This is a genomic window from Aeribacillus sp. FSL K6-3256, assembly GCF_037965805.1.
Lineage (GTDB): Bacteria > Bacillota > Bacilli > Bacillales > Aeribacillaceae > Aeribacillus > Aeribacillus composti.
Genome location: NZ_CP150188.1, coordinates 3,414,787 through 3,432,495 on the forward strand (window position 1 = coordinate 3,414,787; position 17,709 = coordinate 3,432,495).

Annotated in this window: 17 protein-coding genes and 1 riboswitch; of the genes, 1 reads left to right on the top strand and 16 read right to left on the bottom strand. The window is 38.9% G+C overall.

What is annotated here, in order from left to right:
* Positions 1 to 8 precede the first annotated feature (8 nt).
* From guaA to NSQ84_RS16480, 9 genes are all read right to left on the bottom strand, one after another.
* Entirely contained in the window at positions 9 to 1,529 is a 1,521-nt protein-coding gene (gene guaA / locus NSQ84_RS16440; RefSeq protein WP_063388832.1) for a glutamine-hydrolyzing GMP synthase, read from the bottom strand.
* Positions 1,530 to 1,644: 115 nt separating this feature from the next.
* A riboswitch (purine riboswitch) is annotated at positions 1,645 to 1,746 on the bottom strand.
* 33 nt (positions 1,747 to 1,779) lie between these two features.
* On the bottom strand, positions 1,780 to 3,945 hold the full coding sequence (locus NSQ84_RS16445) for a DUF4129 domain-containing transglutaminase family protein (protein WP_339212124.1): 2,166 nt from the start codon (positions 3,943 to 3,945) through the stop codon (positions 1,780 to 1,782).
* Positions 3,945 to 5,147, bottom strand: coding sequence for a DUF58 domain-containing protein (locus NSQ84_RS16450; RefSeq protein WP_339212803.1), 1,203 nt, complete (start codon positions 5,145 to 5,147; stop codon positions 3,945 to 3,947). The genes NSQ84_RS16445 and NSQ84_RS16450 overlap by 1 nt, the downstream gene beginning before the upstream one ends.
* Positions 5,148 to 5,152: 5 nt before the next feature.
* A complete protein-coding gene (locus NSQ84_RS16455; RefSeq protein WP_339212125.1) occupies positions 5,153 to 6,106 on the bottom strand; it encodes a MoxR family ATPase in 954 nt (317 codons plus the stop codon).
* A 250-nt stretch (positions 6,107 to 6,356) separates the two neighbouring features.
* Positions 6,357 to 7,073 carry a 5-formyltetrahydrofolate cyclo-ligase gene (locus NSQ84_RS16460; protein ID WP_144597442.1) on the bottom strand — a complete coding sequence of 239 codons (717 nt, stop codon included), beginning with the start codon at positions 7,071 to 7,073 and terminating at the stop codon, positions 6,357 to 6,359.
* Positions 7,074 to 7,351: 278 nt separating this feature from the next.
* Positions 7,352 to 7,519 carry an aspartyl-phosphate phosphatase Spo0E family protein gene (locus NSQ84_RS16465; RefSeq protein ID WP_082829641.1) on the bottom strand — a complete coding sequence of 56 codons (168 nt, stop codon included), beginning with the start codon at positions 7,517 to 7,519 and terminating at the stop codon, positions 7,352 to 7,354.
* 561 nt (positions 7,520 to 8,080) lie between these two features.
* Positions 8,081 to 8,452, bottom strand: coding sequence for a hypothetical protein (locus tag NSQ84_RS16470; protein ID WP_339212127.1), 372 nt, complete (start codon positions 8,450 to 8,452; stop codon positions 8,081 to 8,083).
* 144 nt (positions 8,453 to 8,596) lie between these two features.
* Positions 8,597 to 9,136, bottom strand: coding sequence for a hypothetical protein (locus NSQ84_RS16475; protein WP_130156658.1), 540 nt, complete (start codon positions 9,134 to 9,136; stop codon positions 8,597 to 8,599).
* Between the two features lie 61 nt (positions 9,137 to 9,197).
* Positions 9,198 to 9,677: a V4R domain-containing protein gene (locus NSQ84_RS16480; protein WP_094244353.1), complete on the bottom strand. Its 480-nt coding sequence runs from the start codon at positions 9,675 to 9,677 to the stop codon at positions 9,198 to 9,200.
* Between the two features lie 222 nt (positions 9,678 to 9,899).
* Between NSQ84_RS16480 and NSQ84_RS16485 the strand changes: the two genes are divergently transcribed.
* Positions 9,900 to 10,535: a hypothetical protein gene (locus NSQ84_RS16485; protein ID WP_094244352.1), complete on the top strand. Its 636-nt coding sequence runs from the start codon at positions 9,900 to 9,902 to the stop codon at positions 10,533 to 10,535.
* 369 nt (positions 10,536 to 10,904) lie between these two features.
* Here NSQ84_RS16485 and NSQ84_RS16490 read toward each other — a convergent pair whose 3' ends face one another.
* From NSQ84_RS16490 to NSQ84_RS16520, 7 genes are all read right to left on the bottom strand, one after another.
* Positions 10,905 to 11,405: a 3-phenylpropionate/cinnamic acid dioxygenase subunit beta gene (locus NSQ84_RS16490; protein ID WP_094244351.1), complete on the bottom strand. Its 501-nt coding sequence runs from the start codon at positions 11,403 to 11,405 to the stop codon at positions 10,905 to 10,907.
* On the bottom strand, positions 11,398 to 12,732 hold the full coding sequence (locus NSQ84_RS16495; RefSeq protein WP_117017176.1) for an aromatic ring-hydroxylating dioxygenase subunit alpha: 1,335 nt from the start codon (positions 12,730 to 12,732) through the stop codon (positions 11,398 to 11,400). The genes NSQ84_RS16490 and NSQ84_RS16495 overlap by 8 nt, the downstream gene beginning before the upstream one ends.
* 102 nt (positions 12,733 to 12,834) lie before the next feature.
* Complete coding sequence (locus NSQ84_RS16500; RefSeq protein WP_066252126.1) at positions 12,835 to 13,572, bottom strand: ABC transporter ATP-binding protein; 738 nt, start codon at positions 13,570 to 13,572, stop codon at positions 12,835 to 12,837.
* A complete protein-coding gene (locus NSQ84_RS16505; protein WP_094244349.1) occupies positions 13,572 to 14,348 on the bottom strand; it encodes an ABC transporter ATP-binding protein in 777 nt (258 codons plus the stop codon). The genes NSQ84_RS16500 and NSQ84_RS16505 overlap by 1 nt, the downstream gene beginning before the upstream one ends.
* Positions 14,341 to 15,393 (bottom strand): branched-chain amino acid ABC transporter permease, encoded by a 1,053-nt coding sequence (locus NSQ84_RS16510; RefSeq protein ID WP_066252130.1) that lies wholly within the window; start codon positions 15,391 to 15,393, stop codon positions 14,341 to 14,343. The genes NSQ84_RS16505 and NSQ84_RS16510 overlap by 8 nt, the downstream gene beginning before the upstream one ends.
* Before the next feature lie 13 nt (positions 15,394 to 15,406).
* Positions 15,407 to 16,288: a branched-chain amino acid ABC transporter permease gene (locus NSQ84_RS16515; RefSeq protein WP_063388844.1), complete on the bottom strand. Its 882-nt coding sequence runs from the start codon at positions 16,286 to 16,288 to the stop codon at positions 15,407 to 15,409.
* Between the two features lie 76 nt (positions 16,289 to 16,364).
* A complete protein-coding gene (locus NSQ84_RS16520; RefSeq protein ID WP_066252139.1) occupies positions 16,365 to 17,552 on the bottom strand; it encodes an ABC transporter substrate-binding protein in 1,188 nt (395 codons plus the stop codon).
* Positions 17,553 to 17,709: the final 157 nt, after the last annotated feature.

Sequence of the window (17,709 nt, forward strand, 5' to 3'; positions counted from 1 at the left end):
GGTCAGATTTATTCCCATTCAATTGTTGCCGGCGGCTTGCTTGTAATATCGTAGACAACTCGGTTCACGTGCGGCACTTCATTGACAATCCGCGTAGAGATCACTTCCAGCACTTCCCACGGAATACGAGCCCAATCTGAAGTCATGCCGTCAATTGAAGTGACAGCACGGATTCCAATTGTATGATCGTACGTGCGGGCATCGCCCATCACACCTACGCTGCGGATGTTAGGCAAAACGGTGAAATATTGCCAAATGTCCCGCTCTAATCCGGCTTTTTTAATTTCTTCTCGTAAAATAGCATCGGATTCCCGAACAATCTCTAGCTTTTCTTCCGTTACTTCTCCTAAAACCCGAATGGCTAATCCTGGTCCCGGGAACGGCTGCCGCCAAACGATTTCATCTGGAATACCAAGCTCTGTTCCAAGTGCGCGAACTTCGTCTTTAAAGAGTGTATTCAATGGTTCAATCAGTTGAAATTTCATATCCTCCGGAAGTCCGCCGACATTGTGATGCGATTTGATCGTTTGCGCCGTCTGCGTACCGCTTTCGATAATGTCTGTATAAAGTGTTCCTTGAGCAAGAAACTCAATGCCCTCCAATTTTGCCGCTTCATCATCAAAAACATAGATAAACTCGTTGCCGATGATTTTTCTTTTCTTTTCCGGGTCAGTAACACCCTTCAATTTTTCTAAAAAGCGGTCTTTTGCATCTACTTTAATGACATTCATGTTAAACCCTTCGCTAAACGTCTTCATGACGCTTTCCGCTTCCCCTTTGCGAAGGAGTCCGTGGTCAACAAAAATGCACGTTAATTGATTGCCGATCGCTTTATGGATTAAAACGGCTACAACAGATGAGTCCACCCCGCCGCTTAGCGCGCACAGCACTTTCTTATTTCCGACAGTTTTGCGGATGTTCTCTATTTGCATTTCAATAAAGTTTTCCATCGTCCACGAATTTGTGCACCCGCAAATGCGGAAAACGAAATTTTTCAATAGGTCGTTTCCAAATTCTGTATGGCGCACTTCGGGATGAAATTGAACCCCGTACATGTTCCGCTCATCATTGCTGATTGCGGCAAATGGACATGATGGGCTAGTGGCGTCTACTTTAAAGCCGTTCGGAATATCGGCCACAAGATCCCCGTGACTCATCCAAACGATTTGATCATCAGGCAGGCCTTCAAACAACGGCGATTTTTCCTTTACTTGTAAAGCTGCTTTCCCATATTCCCGGTGCTTCGCCTTCTCCACTTTTCCCCCGAGCAAATAGGTCATTAATTGCATGCCATAGCAAATTCCGAGCACTGGAACCCCGAGTTCAAAAATCCGCTCGTCGCAGCGAAAAGACTTTTCGTCATATACGCTGTTTGGACCCCCTGACAAAATAATTCCTTTCGGATTCATTTTTTTGATATCTTCTATCGACAGCGTATGCGGATGAAGCTCGCTGTAAACACCAAATTCGCGAATTCTGCGCGTAATTAATTGATTGTATTGGCTGCCGAAATCTAACACTAAGATCATGTCTTGGATGTTCTCCAACGTGTTCACCTCATTATTTTGATGGATCAATATATTGTTTCACATCTGACTTCAAAAAAATAGAATTCTACCGAAAAAAAGGCAGAATTCTAGTACATCTACTAACTTCTGCCTTCATAGTCGGGTTATTTACGGTAACCCGGTAGAGACTCTCGAACCATATTATCGAGGATATACGAAGGAGCTTCCCGCTATGAATTTTTTCTTATCATACCAAGTGATCAAGACCCGGTCAAGAAGTTGTTTTTTTGATTAAATCTTCCCATAATTCTTTCGATTGCTCCCATTCCTTGCTTGGATCATCGCCCCGATACAGCGCCCGCTCATAAATGTAAGTTAATTGCGACATACTATTTGTTCCAAACATTTGATCAATCTGTTTTGCATATTCTCTTAACGTTTGCCCGTTTTCCCGTTTGTAGCCACATCTTTCCAGAGATTTAAGCAAAAGCCTGTATGCTTTCAAAAAATCTTTCTCATCATGATTCCGTTTATAGAAGCTAGTCATCCAACTGGTCATCCATTTATTTCTCGTTTTGAAAAGTATTAACACACATGCCGCTATAAACAAGATGAAACCGATGGAGACAATAACAGCTGGTGATAGCGAAAAAGGGAATTCCTTTGGCTGCTTAGCATCATCCGTATCGATTTGTTCTTGACTTTCTTCCTCAAGCGGCTGACTTTGTTCCTGTTCGGCAGCGGATGAATCTTGTTGATTTTCATTTGATTGATGTGCAAATTCCTGCGGATTGGAAAAACCGATCGTCGGTTCAAAAGGGACCCAGCCAATTCCAGAAAAATAAACCTCTACCCACGAATGGGCATTGTTGCTAGTTACTTCATACACTTCCAATCCTTCGCTTGTCGTTTCCACAAACTGCCCTGGGGTATATCCCTTTACCCAGCGCGCCGGAATTCCGACAGACCGAAGAAGAACAACCATAGATGTTGAAAAATTGTCGCAATATCCTTTCTTCGTTTCAAATAAAAACTGATCGACATAATCTTCATCCAATTCCGGGACAGCCACATCATTCGTTTCATATACAAACGGTTCTTTCAAAAAATACTGTTCAACCGCCTTGGCTTTATCATAAAAGTTGTTTTTATCTTTTGTAATCTCCACAGCGAGATTTTTCACGCGTTCCGGAAGGCTTGCGGGAAGCTGCGTATATCGTTCAACCAATTCTTTTGGAGCACCTTCATTCGAGTGAACAGCCTGCAATTTTTCAATTTCAAACAAGGGATAAGAATATTTCAAAGAATAACTGGAAAGCCGTTCCCCCGATTCATTAAACATTGGGAATATATTCTCCGTAACATGATCGATGCGGTATTGATCAGCATCACTTGAAATTTCCTGCAATCCAAGCGGATAAATAATATGCTGATATGGATATTCGCGCTCAATTTCTACAGTCGAAACAAGCTGTTCCGTTTGAACCTGACTACTCGCCAAGTTTAAATACGGACCGATAAATCCATTTGCAATGGAAAATTGTCTGTCGCTTGTAATCCAGCCTTTTCCTGTATAAACATCTTTTGTTTCAACTCGCCAATAATGCTGTCTTTCTACATACGCCCGAAAAGCAGGTGCATCGTTTGGAATGAACGGACCGCCCAATTGCTCATCATTAGTACCATAACCGATTTTTTTGACAACCGAATTTGACAAATGCTCCCCTTCTCCGTCCTGTTTATACTTCGAAAAATACGGTAAAGGGTCTGGCCATTGGGGGGCCGCTTTCGGAGCGAGCCACCCGATCGCAGCGGAAACAACAATCATTGCCAAAAGCGGCACAATCCATTTCCAATACAAAATAGACCTAAACGGAATTTTCTCCGAAAAAATCATCCTTTCAAAATACAGAAGACCTAAAAGGAAAAATCCAACCACCGCTAACCGTATAATCGCATAAGTTGCATCATATGGCGAAAACGTATCTAATACTGCCACATACGTAATAGTTAAAATTAAAAATAATAAAATTCTTTTTCTCTGAATAATCCAATAGTTTAATAAATAGACAAGCAGCCACAATAATACAAAGAAAAGAAACGTCCGGAATGGAGGAGTCATTCCGCCGAAATACCTTTCGGTGATCAAGTTTAAGTTATAGCGAAGATCATGAATAAATTCTAATATCCATCCTATTTCAAAAACAGAGCCGTTGTAAAACAGCTGATGAATAAAAAAGAAAATATAACATAATTTAACTGGATACGAGATATACCATTTTAGCTGCATAAAAGTAAAAAAGAGAGAAATTCCGATAAATATAACGAAAATAACGGTATAGATAGAATCAGTCGAATATTCAAGCGGCCGCAGCCATTCCCACAGCAAAATAAACGATAGCAAATATAAACAAAAGTTAACGATTTGCTGTTTCATTATCGGCTTCCCACCCTTTGCGCTGCATCTCGGAACATGCCGGCGTCAACAGTGCGGACAGTTATCGAATGCCGCCGCAATTTATCTATTAGTTCTTGATCTCTTCTCGGCTTTTCAACCGCTTTTGTCACATGCCAAATGGTGACATGACGCGGCTTCGGAAACGCTAGAAGCTTGTCAATCAAGGAAGGGTGTAAATGACTTGTCATAATCATGATAGATGAATGCTGTCCCCATTTGTTCAATTCCTCTAAAAGCTGGTTGATAAACTCGTCCTCACCGTCGCAATCCGCCACTGCCAAATGATACAGGATATGCTTCCAATGATGCTCATGATTTGATATAGGAAAAACTTTCTTCGTTTTCCCAACCGAAACTACCCCGAGCTTGGAACCGTTTTTGAGCACTGCTTTAGAGAACGAAGCTGTAAATGAGATAAGCTCTTCAAATGACGATGACTTTGTTCGATCGATGAAACAAACAATTTGTTGGCTATTCAGCTGCTCAAATTCCTTTGTCATGATCGAATGGCGTCTCGCTGTCGCCTTCCAGTCTATCCAAGATAATTTGTCTCCTGGTTCATATTCCCTTACCCCAGCAACAATCGAAACATCTTTTATATATCGTGTTCTTGCAAAACCTGCATCCTTTTCAAGTGAAAGTTGTTGGGGACGGTACTGAAACTCAAAAAATGGCGGATAGACCACAATGTTATTTTTTGCCGAATAAATGCCTTCTCTTTCAATGATTCCAAACAAATCTCCTGTTTTAAATCGCACTGTTTCAAAATGATGGGATCCCCTCGGAAGATTAGATAACGAATATTGGAATGAAAAACGTTTTTTCCACCAAGGAAACAATACAATCTTCGCTGATCCCGAATTTTTCAGCTTTTCAGGAAGGACATCCTCAACGATTCCAAAGAAAAAAGGGAAGGGAAACGGCTGTTCAATTTCGATAGTACAAACAAGCGGTTCGCCTGCTTGAAATTCCGTTTTATTTAATTTGCGCCGAACTCGCAGCTTCTTCAGCGGATAAAGAGCCAACGCAACAGAATAAACAACAAACGGCAGCAATGAATACAATAAAAACCAGCTGACAAATCCTCCTTGAAACATGGCATATGCAAAAGAAGCCGCCACGAGCAATATTAAAAAAGCAAGGTTCCACGCCAGCCGTGTGCCTTTTAGCAAGCCTTTCATTGATTTCACAGCGACCTCACTACAGGCACAGGGATTTCGGCAAGAATATCTTCAATGATTTGTTCAGCTGTTTTCCCTTCATAACGCGCTTCAGATGTCAAAATAATGCGATGGGGCAGGACATGCACGGATAAATATTGAACATCATCGGGGATCACATAATCTCGGGCATGAATAAACGCATACGCCTGAGATGCCTTCATAAGTGCAACAGAACCACGGGGACTGACTCCTAAATAGACAGAATCATGGTTCCGCGTCTTATTTACGATGTCTACAATATAATGTTTAATCGTATCATCTACATATACTTGTTTGATTTCTTCCTGAAGTGTCGTTAATTCGTCTTTGGTGATGACTGACGTTAGTTCATCAAGCGGCTGTCCTTTTTCAGCTCTTGTCAACACTTCTACTTCTTCTGTAACGGAAGGATAGCCCATTTTCAGTTTTAGCAAAAATCGGTCCAATTGAGCCTCCGGCAACGGATAAGTTCCTTCATACTCAACCGGATTTTGTGTCGCCATAACGAAAAAAGGTTTTTCAAGCGGCATTGTCACGCCATCAATGGTGACACTCCCTTCCTCCATGCCTTCAAGCAAGGCGGATTGGGTCTTTGGTGAGCTTCGATTTATTTCATCGGCCAAAATAATATTAGCCATAATCGGTCCTGGTCGGTATTCAAATTCAATCGTTTTCGGATTATATATCGATACTCCAGTAACGTCTGAAGGCAGTAAATCAGGTGTAAACTGAATTCTTTTAAAATCAGCCCCAACAGACTTTGCCAATGCCTTCACCATCATCGTTTTTCCAACTCCGGGTACATCTTCGAGAAGCACATGCCCTCCAGCAAGCATTGCCGACAAACTTAAAATGACCAGTTCACTCTTTCCTACAATAACTTTTTCAACATTTTCGACAATTTTTTCTAATTTTGGATGCATCGTCTCCCCTTGCATTTATAGGCCTCCCAATCATCATATCTGCACTTCTAACTCTATTATACAATTGCCTAATAGCAGAAAAAAACGATTCGTTTTCAAACTGTTTAAAATTTATTGTACATTGTTCCGTTTTCTTCTGAGAAAATAATAAGAGATAGAAAATTGAGAATTTTCACAAACTTTATGCGGAGTATTCCTAGTTTTCCTGCTTCTAAATAAATGGGATGACGTCATGCTAAATAAAGTAAATGCAAGGGAATGATCGTTAAGAACGCTTGTATAGCATTGCCCAAATTTCTTTTAAAACAGGCATTTGTTCTTTCTCTTCTTCACTTACTTGTTCCCAAATGATTCCTTCCGGCTTTGAATAAGGAGTGTTCGTTTTGATCAATTCTTTTTCTGTAGCAATCCAATCAACCGTCAAATCATACGGATCAATAGGAAAATCGTCTTCTACCAGCTGAATGCTATGAACAGTCGTGACGACAGGAACAGAAGGCTGCCCAAGCTCCCGAATAATGGCATATTCGCGATCAGCATATCCTTCGCCTTTTCCAATTCTGCGCCCGTCCCTATGGACTGCAACCGATCCAACCACGATGAAATCAATAGTTGGCAGCTGATCGAGAGAGATCTCCCTTCCGAACGTATTCATATGTTTCAAGCTGGCGGCTTTTCTCTCTTCTCCTTTTGGCACCCATTCAGGCTTCACCATGATAAAACCGGATTTTAATCTTGGAGTTGGCATAAGAAGAGTCTTTCCATCAATTAGCACTTTCGTCCGAATTGGAAGCTGCGGAGCATCAGGGTTCACCTTTACGACGTTTGCCGATTTATATTCAGGCATCGAAGCAACAATTTTTGCAGCTTGTTCAGCTCCTTTGAAATTTGGAATTCTATTTTTCAGAGGAAACGGAAAGCGTCCAAGCTTCTCTTTTTCAAGCTGAGTCCATATTTTTTCCCTGACGGCCTGTTTATCCATCTTCTAAACCTTCTTCCTGCGCCGTGATTTAACCTTTACAAATAAAAAAGCAGTGGTGAAACTTTGTAAAAACAGCCAATTGACAAACGAAAAGATGATGTTTTCATATTCTATCTTGGGGCTCATAGAACAAGAACAGCGGTATACTCCGGGAATCTAAAATATGTGTCGGAAAATCAAAAGAGCTGCCATTCTTACGATTGCCCAATTTGAAAGCTGAAAGGTAGATACCATTTTGATTCAAGATGGGAGATCATTTTATCAATATACTGCCAAGTTCACTTCGTTTTTTTTAAGAGCTCGATTTGGTATTGATGAATCAGCTTATCAAGTTCCTGGCTGATTTTTAACACAACCTCAGATGTATATCCATATTTCTCAGCCAATGAAATCATATATGCTCGTTCATTTTCTATTTTAATAGATAGAATATTCATTTTATTCATTTTTCAGTAACCCCATTTTTTACGAGTTTTTGTAGTATTAATAGTACCATACTCTTACGAATAATGTAAAGATTTGTAATTTATTGAAGAAATTTGCGGAAGAAGGGGGTAAATTCCCCCATTTAAAAAGTATTGGGGTTTATTTTCTCCACCGTGCAGAAAAAAACGTTCCTAGCACAATAAACCCATTGTAAAATTTTTAAAATAGCGTTCACTTAAAAAATCGGATAATCATTTTTGCAAATTTCCTGAATGGATTGTATTTTCTGATGAAAATCCTCTGAAGCAGCCTGAGCGTGCAAGAGGGAGTAGAGTTTATTGGACAAATTGTCATGATTATAAAACTTGCGCTTTATTTCATTTTGACTTCAATGAGCCCTAAGAAAAGATAAATATTGACCGCAGCATGTACATCAAAGAAGCCTTGGCTCGACGATAAATCAAACCCGCCAATTTCTTGCATCCTCTTCAGTCGGTAACGAACAGACCTTAATGAAACATGCATTCTTTCGGTTGTTTTATATAGATGTCCGTTATTTTCAACATACCAATAAAGCGTTTCTAATAAATCTGAGCATGCTTGTCATCGTAGTTTTTTATTTTTTGAAGCATTGTATGTGAAAGGGCTTCCATTTCCGGTAAATTTTCAGAGCATATTAACTTCGCAACCGCTAAAAGCTCCTTAAATGCTTTGACTTTCGCATTGCTTTTAGAAAACTTCATAATCTTAATTGTTTTTTCTGCTTCTTTTAATCCTTTTTTCAAATCTGATGCTTGCTGACATAAACTGCTGATCCCCAATTTCATTTCAAAAGGTTTAATCTTGGAGAAAATCTGATCAATTAGCCATTGCCCGCATGAAACTTCAGATGAAAATTGACGGATAAAATCTTCAGGAATAACAGCAATCAGCTGATTGACTTTTGTTGTCATTATACATGCAAAACCTTGCTGCTTGAACAATTTATTTAAGTTTTCAGCTGCTGCAGTTTTATAATGATTAAGCGAATCTTCAAGCTCTTTTCGATTAAACTCTTGGCTGTGTCCAGATGAAACAAAAACACATATTGCGGTTGATTAAGATTGTATCCCATTAATTTTAATCGGTAAGTAAGCTCCTCTTCTGAAAATTCCCCCCCTAAAAACGGCGTTTAGCAATTCTCCTTTAATTCGCTGTTCGTTTTCAAACGCAGAAGTTTCATTTATTATTTGCATAGCACAAATGGATGCCGCCTTTTCAATGACGATATAGTCCAATTCCGAAAAGCCTTCTGATTCACGAATTAGTGAAACATAACCAAAAATGTTGTTTCTTACAAAAACAGGAGATATTAATTTTTCAAATGTATAGCCTTTTGCTGAAGAAACTTTTACCCGATTCGTATTACATTTTTCTTTTATATCTACTGTTTCCACTTTCTCCCTCACATAATCAGCGCTGTTTAAATAAATTTTTCGAAGCGAATCGCTCGCTTCAATCAACTGACGGTGAGAGTTTTCCAGCAGAAGAGCACAATTCATCTCAACCGCTAAAGTGTTCAATATCCCCTTTAGTCCACACCCATTTAATAGCGAATTTGTCAACTTTTCAATAATCATAAGAGCTTTCTTAAACATTTCTTTCTGCCTTTCTATCCTTATAAAAGCTTTGTCTAGCTCTTGTCCTAAATTTTCCTCTTCATAATAAGGCAGCTCTTTTTCGATTTCTTCTCCCCAATCCTAAAACCGGTTTGGCAATCCAATGACAATGCGGATCACCCTTTCCTTCACACTCAACTTCTTTAAAAATTACTTTTCTACCCAAATGATTGCTCACATATCCGCCTGCAAATCCTATTAGTGTAAAACATACTGGATCAGAAGATAATCCAAAGGTGGCAATATGGTGTTCAGCTTCTTGTGAATGCTTCCAATAGCCTTCTGAATAATAATCTTTTGTTACAGGGTCGATATGCAGCTCTTTAACTGAAATGCCTAAATCAGCCGTTATGCCGTGCATATGCGAACCAGCGATAAACAGTTCTTTCAATGTCAGCGTATGATAAGCATCTTTCCTTCTTAAATGATTTGAAAAATTATTGCCGCAATCCCAGCCATACCGTAATAAAAAACCTTTAGCTCTGTCGAGACCTAAAGCTGAAATTAAATGATTTCGCAAAGTATTTAAGATTGCCCAGATTCAGGCAAAAATTTCATCATTTCGTTGGAGTCTAAAACTTCCCCCATTTCCGTCCCCCTCACCACAAACTATTAGCATTTTTTATCAAAATTATCATAATATTTAATAAATTTTCAGGAAATTTTATATAAGATATCAGTAATGAACAGAATTGATTCTGTTAAAAATGTAAGCGTTAACAAAAAAGAGGGGGAGAATAATATGAATAAATTTGAAGAACAAATTTATAATTGCATGAAACCCGTTGAAGAATTGCTGGCTAAAACAACCAATCCACTGCATATTGCGATTCTTGAAAACTTCCGCCGACACGTTCATCTGGAAGGCGCCGGCATGTTCAATGAAATTGTTTCTTCCGATATGATGGTCGATCACCCCGTTTATCGTGTTACTTGGGGAAGCGAGCCTGCTGTTATTGAAGGAAAAGAAGGAGTCCTCAACTTCTATCATATTGCATCAAAATCAGTACTTTGGCATTCTGATGACTTGCTAGCTGTGGCTGATTGGGGAATTGCAGATGAACTGACTTTCCACCAATTAATTAAAGGCCAAGGATTGCTTGATTTAGGATTTGAAGTAGATGATCCGGACAAAATTTATCATTACTCAAGCCGTCAAGTATTTTTATGGCCGTATGATGAAACGGGGAGACTTAAGGGAGAGCATCTTTACGAAGATAAAAGTACAGTAAAAATTGTAGAAGTGGATCCTGCTGACATCATCACACCAGAACGAGTTGCCGAAATCCACCGGGAATGCTTGGCAAAATTAGAAGCAGAAAAACCGCCGAAATATTGGACGCTGGAAGTTATAAAACAACAGCTGGAAGGCAAATGATAAAATGAGCTTTCATGAAGACGAACACACGATCATTCATTTTTGAGTCTAGTACATCATGAATGAATGCCCGACGCGAGGGAGCTAATATAACTCTCTCGCGTTTTATGCATCTAAACATGGCAAGCTGGCAAATTTATGCCCAATGTAATCAAAGCAAAAAAAGCCGTTAAACATTTCGAATCATAAACTAAACGATTGGAATATCAGCAAATCTATCATTTCCTTTAAGCTATTTCCGCCTTTACAGAAAATATAGAAGCTTCATAAATCCTTTCCAATCATTTTCTTCTTCAAGCAGCAAACAGCCTAAATATGTTGATAATTCGGGAAATGGGCAAAAAAAATATATTGGCACATACACGTTTTTTATAAAAACATACTAACATTCATGACTGATAATACGGACTGATCTGGATACACAGTTCGTTTTGCTATTTTCCATTTTCCATTCACTTTTCGAATAATATCTTCTCTTTCTCCGAACAATTCCTCGGTTTTTGCTTCTGAACTTCGGCTGCGCTTAAATAGAAAATAACTTCTAACCTTATAATCATTAGAGCTAAAGCCAGGCTCAACGACCACATTGCTTATAAAATGCCTCTGCCTTGTAGGCGGGTTTTCAACCCAGGCTGATTTCGTATAAAGTCTTTCGACCTTTATCTCTATGTCCTTTTTCGAATCTGCAAAATAAGTCATTTCAGTATTCAAATTGCTTCCCATTTTGTTATCAACAGTTACCCGCAGGGGCATCGTGTATTGAATATCATCATCAAGCAATTCAAGCCATTCCCGATATTTTCGGTGGTCAAGCAAATAGGCCTCATAATATAAAAATTGAGAAATTTCATATTGAATATCACTATTCATGAGATTTCACCTCTGGCTCTTTCGTAATCAGCTCCAGCCAGTATTTATGCATACTTCTTGCAATATGATCTGTATAGCAAGTTGGGTACGCTTTTCCCGGTCCCGGAAAATTCTCATCCGGATCTAAGTGATCTAATCCCATTAAGTAGTTGAGCATATTGTTGTAGCTGAGATTTCGATCTCTTGCCATTAACCCTTGGCTGGCCTCAACAATGCGAGCCCAATTTTCCGTATCATCCTGCTCAAGAGTACCTGCCGCACCAAACGTTGCAATAAAACCTTTGTACGATTTTTCCTTATAATCTTCCGGCAGCGCCTTATCAATCATATACCAAACCCAAATTTCAACTTGATCGGGCCCTAACGGCCGCCATACTCTAAATTGAAGATGATTATACTTTGTTCCTTCTGTTCCGCTGCAAGAGCTTAAGAATGATAGATTTGGAAAAACTCCGCCAACAAAATTTTGAACTCTAGAAAAAATGTCCAATTGTTCTTTATTTAAATTTTTCTCAAACATCGACCACATCGATTCAGGCATACCTTGGTATATGTTATTCGATCTTCCAGTAGCAGATGTAATTACATTAATTCCATGTCCGTTTGACAAAACAACTTGATGTCCATATGATGCATACAAAGGATCGCTCGGTGTAAGCTTCAATTCCACGGCGGATCTATGAGTCGTTTGAACATGGTAAGGATCTGCCGCGAAATTTTCACTTGTCATTTTCCAATTTGCTTTTGCCACCCATCGTTGAGGGACTCCCCTCACTTCCATCCCTCCGTCGCTCCGGCCAAGCATTATATCAAAATACCATTTCATTTCGCCTAAATAATCTTCTAAAGACATAGCGTCAGGATCAAGATTTCCAAAAATCATTCCTTGATAGCTTTCAACACGAGGAACTGGGCGCAGTCCCCACTCGCTTTTATCCATCGATTCCCCAAATACTTTATTCCCTGCAACAACCCCGATCAGTTCACCGTTTAAATTATAAGTCCAGCCATGATAAGGGCATGAAAATGCTTTTTTATTTCCATAATCTTCTGTACATAAACGAACACCCCTATGAGAACAAGAGTTCAAAAATGCGTTGATTTCTCCATTTTTATTTTTCACTAAAATAATCGGGTCATCGACCATCATCCTCGTAACAAAGCTTCCTGGTTCTTTTAATTCCGATTCGTGCGCCAGAAACTGCCATGTTCTGCCGAAAATTCTTTCTTTTTCTAGTTCGTATATTTCCGGATCTGTAACTAACCATTGAGGAAATCGGCCGTTTTCTATATTTTTCTCAACTTCCTTCCAATCTATCGTTCTCATATCCGTTCCCTTCCTCCTTTGGTTATTGGAATATTCGGAATACTATGCCGCCAAACTCCCGGCTTTTGGGCAAGTTAGGTTAGTACAGACCTGTTGTTTATACTAAAGCTTTAGTCTTTCTTTTTTGCTTATACCTAAATACGTATCTTTTATTTTTTCATCTTCCAGCAAATCGCTCGCTTTTCCTTGAATGACAATTTCTCCGCGATCCAATACACAAGCGTGATCTGCAATTTGCAAAGCTGCTTTGACGTTTTGTTCAATTAACAAAATGGTCGTTCCAAATGTTTTTTTCATTTGCTTTAAAATATTCATAATGTCTTTGACAATAAGCGGAGCCAATCCTAAAGACGGTTCATCCAGCATCATTAGTTTTGGCTTCGCCATCAGCCCGCGGCCTATGGCAACCATTTGCTGCTCGCCGCCGCTCAACAATCCGCCCGGTCGATCCAACATTGTTTTTAATTTAGGGAAAAAGTCTAGAACTTGCTCGAAATCCTCCATAACACTTTTTTTGTCATTTTTATATCGGTGATAAGATCCTAACAGCAAATTATCCTTAACAGAAAGATCATCAAAAATTTGTCTTCTTTCCGGGACAAGACAAATGCCTTTTTCAACGATCTTTTCTACTTTACCATAAGAAATTTCTTCATTTTCAAATACAATGGTTCCTGATCTCGGTTTATAAATGCCTGCTATTGTTCCAAGAAGGGTGCTTTTCCCGGCGCCATTTGACCCTACCATCGCAAAGATTTCGCCTTGTTTTATTTCAAAGTGAATCCCTTTCAAAACGTGCAAATATCCGTGGTACGTATGAAGGTTGTCTACTACTAACATTAGATTGCTTCCTCCTCTCCCAAATAGGCTGCAATAACTTTAGGATTGCTGGCAATTTCTTCAGGCGTTCCTTCTGCAATTTTTTTCCCATAGTCAAGAACTACAATTTTATCTGCAATCGACATCACCGTTTCCATATCATGTTCAACAAATAAAAATGTCATCCCTTGTTTTCTCATATTTTTCAGTACATTCACTAGATTGCGGGATTCCTGCGGATTCAGCCCGGCCATCGGTTCATCCAGTAAAATAAATGAAGGCTCTGCAGCTACTGCCCTGGCAATCTCTAATAATCTTTGATTTCCATAAGGCAATGTTTCAGCTCGTTCAAAAGCTAAATCAGCAATACCGACCTGTTCAAGGCATTGCAATGCTTTTTGCATTACCTCTTTTTCTTCTTTATAAACGTTCGGCAATCGCAGGCCTGAGCTTAAAATTCCAGTTTTTAATCTTATATGACTTCCTGTCATCACATTTTCGATGACGGTCATATTATTAAATACTTGCAAGTTTTGAAATGTTCTTGTCATCCCTAGACTTGCAATTTGATAAGGTCTTTTCCCGATGATGGAAACGCCTTTAAAGGTTATTTTTCCGCTTGTTGCAGGGATGACACCTGTCACTAAATTAAAAAGGGTTGTTTTGCCGGCGCCATTTGGACCTATTACAGCAACAATTTCCCCTTTTTTCACTTCAAACGAAACATTTTCAACGGCATTTACACCGCCGAATGATTTTGAAAGATTTTCGACTTTTAATAATGTTTCCTCAGTCATGAATATCACTTCCCGTTGACTTCTTTGAAAATGCTGAAACTGGTTTATTTTTAAAGCTTGAAGTGATTCTTTTGATAAAATGAAAGATCGCTTTTGAAATTCCATTTGGCATGTATATTAAAATAACTACAAGCAGCACGCCGAAAAATACAATTTCGAATTCCCCGCTAGCATTGGGAATAATTTTCGGTACAATATCTTTCAACAATTCTCCTAAAAATACATATATCGCTGCTCCGATCAATCCGCCCCAAATATTCCCTATCCCACCGATGACAACCATTATTAAAAAGTAGATAGATGTCATCATTTCAAACAATTGAGGATTTATAAAGGTGACATAGTGTGCGTATAAGCTTCCAGCAATTGAAGCATAAACGGCGCTTAATACAAAAATTTGCAATTTATATTTATTAATATTTATACCAATTGCTTCCGAAGCAATTTCGCTGCCATGGATAGACATTAAAGCTCTTCCGACTCTTGATTGAACAATATTGCGCGCAAAGAAAATTCCTAAAAAGACAAAGATCCAAATTAAGAAGTAAAATTGAAAATCTGTTGAAAATGAAATGCCGAATAAGCTTAAAGGAGGTATGCCAAAAAACCCGTTTAATCCTCCAGTTATTGTTTTCCACTCTTTAAAAAATGTAAATATGATCACTCCAAATCCAAGAGTGGCTAAGGCTAAATAATGCCCTTTTAGTTTAAACACTGGAATACCGATGATTAAAGAAACGAGTGATGCAATAATCGCCCCAACTAAAATTCCTATCCAGGAAGGCATCTGCAATGTAGCCGTAAAATATGCAGAGGTATAGGCACCAATACCGTAAAAAGCTGCATGCCCGAGGGAAATTTGCCCTGCATATCCGATTAATAGCGTCAGTCCAGTCGTGACCAATGAGTAAAAACCGATCATAATGAAAGTACTTAAAATATAATTATTTGATTGAAAAATAAAAGGAAGAAGCATAATAACGACAAAAAAGATAAGAGGACCTTTCAAACTCCTGTTGTATATTTTCGTTAAATTGTTATCCATTTTTTCCTCTCCTCTAAACACGTTTTCCTGATACTTTCGAGAACAATCCATTTGGCATGAAGAATAATACGATTAAAAGAAGAGTGAAGCTAATGGCATCTTTATATCCTGAAGATAAATATCCTTCCGTAAAAGATTCTAATATTCCGATTAAAAATGCTCCGGCAATAGCAGCAGGTGCATTTGACAACCCTCCAATTACTGCAGCAATAAATGCTTTTAAGCCAATCATGATTCCCATATCATACGAAGCACCCGAAATGGGGGCAATCACTATTCCTGCGAGCGCTCCAAGACCAGCACTAATGGATACTGCCCAAAACGACATTTTTTGGGGGCTGATTCCCATTAGCCTTGCTGCAAAACGATTGACAACACAAGCTGTTACCGCTTTTCCTAAGTAGGTTTTATTAAAAAAGTAGTAAAGGACAGCTAAACTTAATAAGGAAATGCCGATAGCCCATAAGCTTTGCGGCTGAATGGTAGCATCCAAAAAATTGATATTCTGATTTCCAGAGAAAGGACGCAGCGCCAAAGGCTGAGTTCCCCAAATTAAAATGCTAATTCCCCGAAATACAAAAGCTGCACCTATCGTAATAATAAGAAGTGTTGCGGTTGATGAATTTCTTGCAGGATAAATTGCCAACCTTTCGAACAAACCACCGATAATCGTGACTATGACAACACTTACTGCTATTGCAATAATTAATGGAAAGCCCATATTGACAAACGAAATACAAGTAAGTGCACCCAGCATGGCAAAATCGCCTTGTGCTAAATTTAAAAGGCCGGTTATGTTGTAAATAATGACAAATCCGATAGCAATCAGTGCATAGATGCTTCCAATGGTCAGTCCAGAAAAAATTAACTGGATAAATTGGCTGGTCAGTTCCATTCCCACACTTCCCTTCTATTTTTGGTCTTTAGGGATCTTCCCCGTACTTTTAATCGTTGAAGATCCCTTTACAGCATTATTCTGCAATGACAAATTTGCCGTCTTTGATTTGAACCATAACTAAGCTGCTTTCATCAAGGCCAGTATGATTATCTTTCGAAAAATTGAATATTCCGGAAATTCCAACAAAATTTTTCGTATTTTCGAGCTGTTCTCTAATTTTTTCTTTGTCAGTTCCGGCTTTTTCAATTGCATTCACTAATAAATAGAATGCGTCCCAAGTATGGCCTCCAAACGTATTTGCGTCGTAGTTGAATTTTGCTTTAAAATCCTCTTTATACTTAATAAGTGTTTCTTTTTGCGGATCATTATCCGGCAATTGTTCAGCGACAATTAAACGCCCTGCAGGAAAAATAACTCCTTCCGCTGCTTCTCCGGTTAACTCAATAAACTCCTTAGTACCAATTCCCTGACTTTCAATAATGGGAAGTTTCATTCCTAATTGATGGAGATTTTTCGTAATAACTGAAGACTCCTGAGCAGTTCCCCAAACGATAATTGCCTGTGGATTTGATTTCTTTACGCGAGTCAGCATCGCTTTCGCATCATCAACAGTTGCTTCAAATTCCTCTTCAATAACAGCTTCAATGCCGTATTCACCTTTCAGGCGATTAAATTCTTCATGAGCACTTGTGCCGTATTGGTTGGCAACATTCAGCCAGGCAATTTTCGTTAAATTTTTTTCTTTCAAATAGGCTAAAATTTTAGGAATTACTACATCATCACTTTGTGTCGTTTTGAAGATCCAGTCCCGTGAAGAATTATCATCAGGTTTTACAATTTGTTTACTTGTAGCTGATGCAATGAATGGAGTTTTTGACTTTTCCGCAAGCGGCACCATTGCTAAAGCATTTCCGCTTAGCGTACCCCCAACAACAGCCAATACTTTATCCTGCTCAATTAATTTTTTCATAGACAGCACGGCTTCATTTTGATCGGACTTATCATCATAGGCAATCAGCTCTATTTTCTTTCCATCTATTCCATCGTTTTCATTTACTTGCTCCACCAGCATTTTTACCGTTTCCATCTGTGATTTTCCTAGAGGAGCACCGCCGCCCGAAGCTGAATAAATAGCACCAATTTTAATGACATCGGAACCACCGGAATCATTATTTTTTCCACCGGCGCTTTCAGAATTTCCGCATGCTGCCAGCATAGAGAGAAATAACATCAAAATGATCAACGAAACAAATTTTTTCAACGTAACCCCCTCCTTTATTTTTGGCAAAATTCCTTAAAAGCTTTATCTTTCTTAGTGACAACGCTTTCATATTAGTGAAATCAGAGGACCACCCCTTTCCTTCGACCAATAAATCATCAATAATATTATATATGATTTAAAATATGGTTTCAAATAT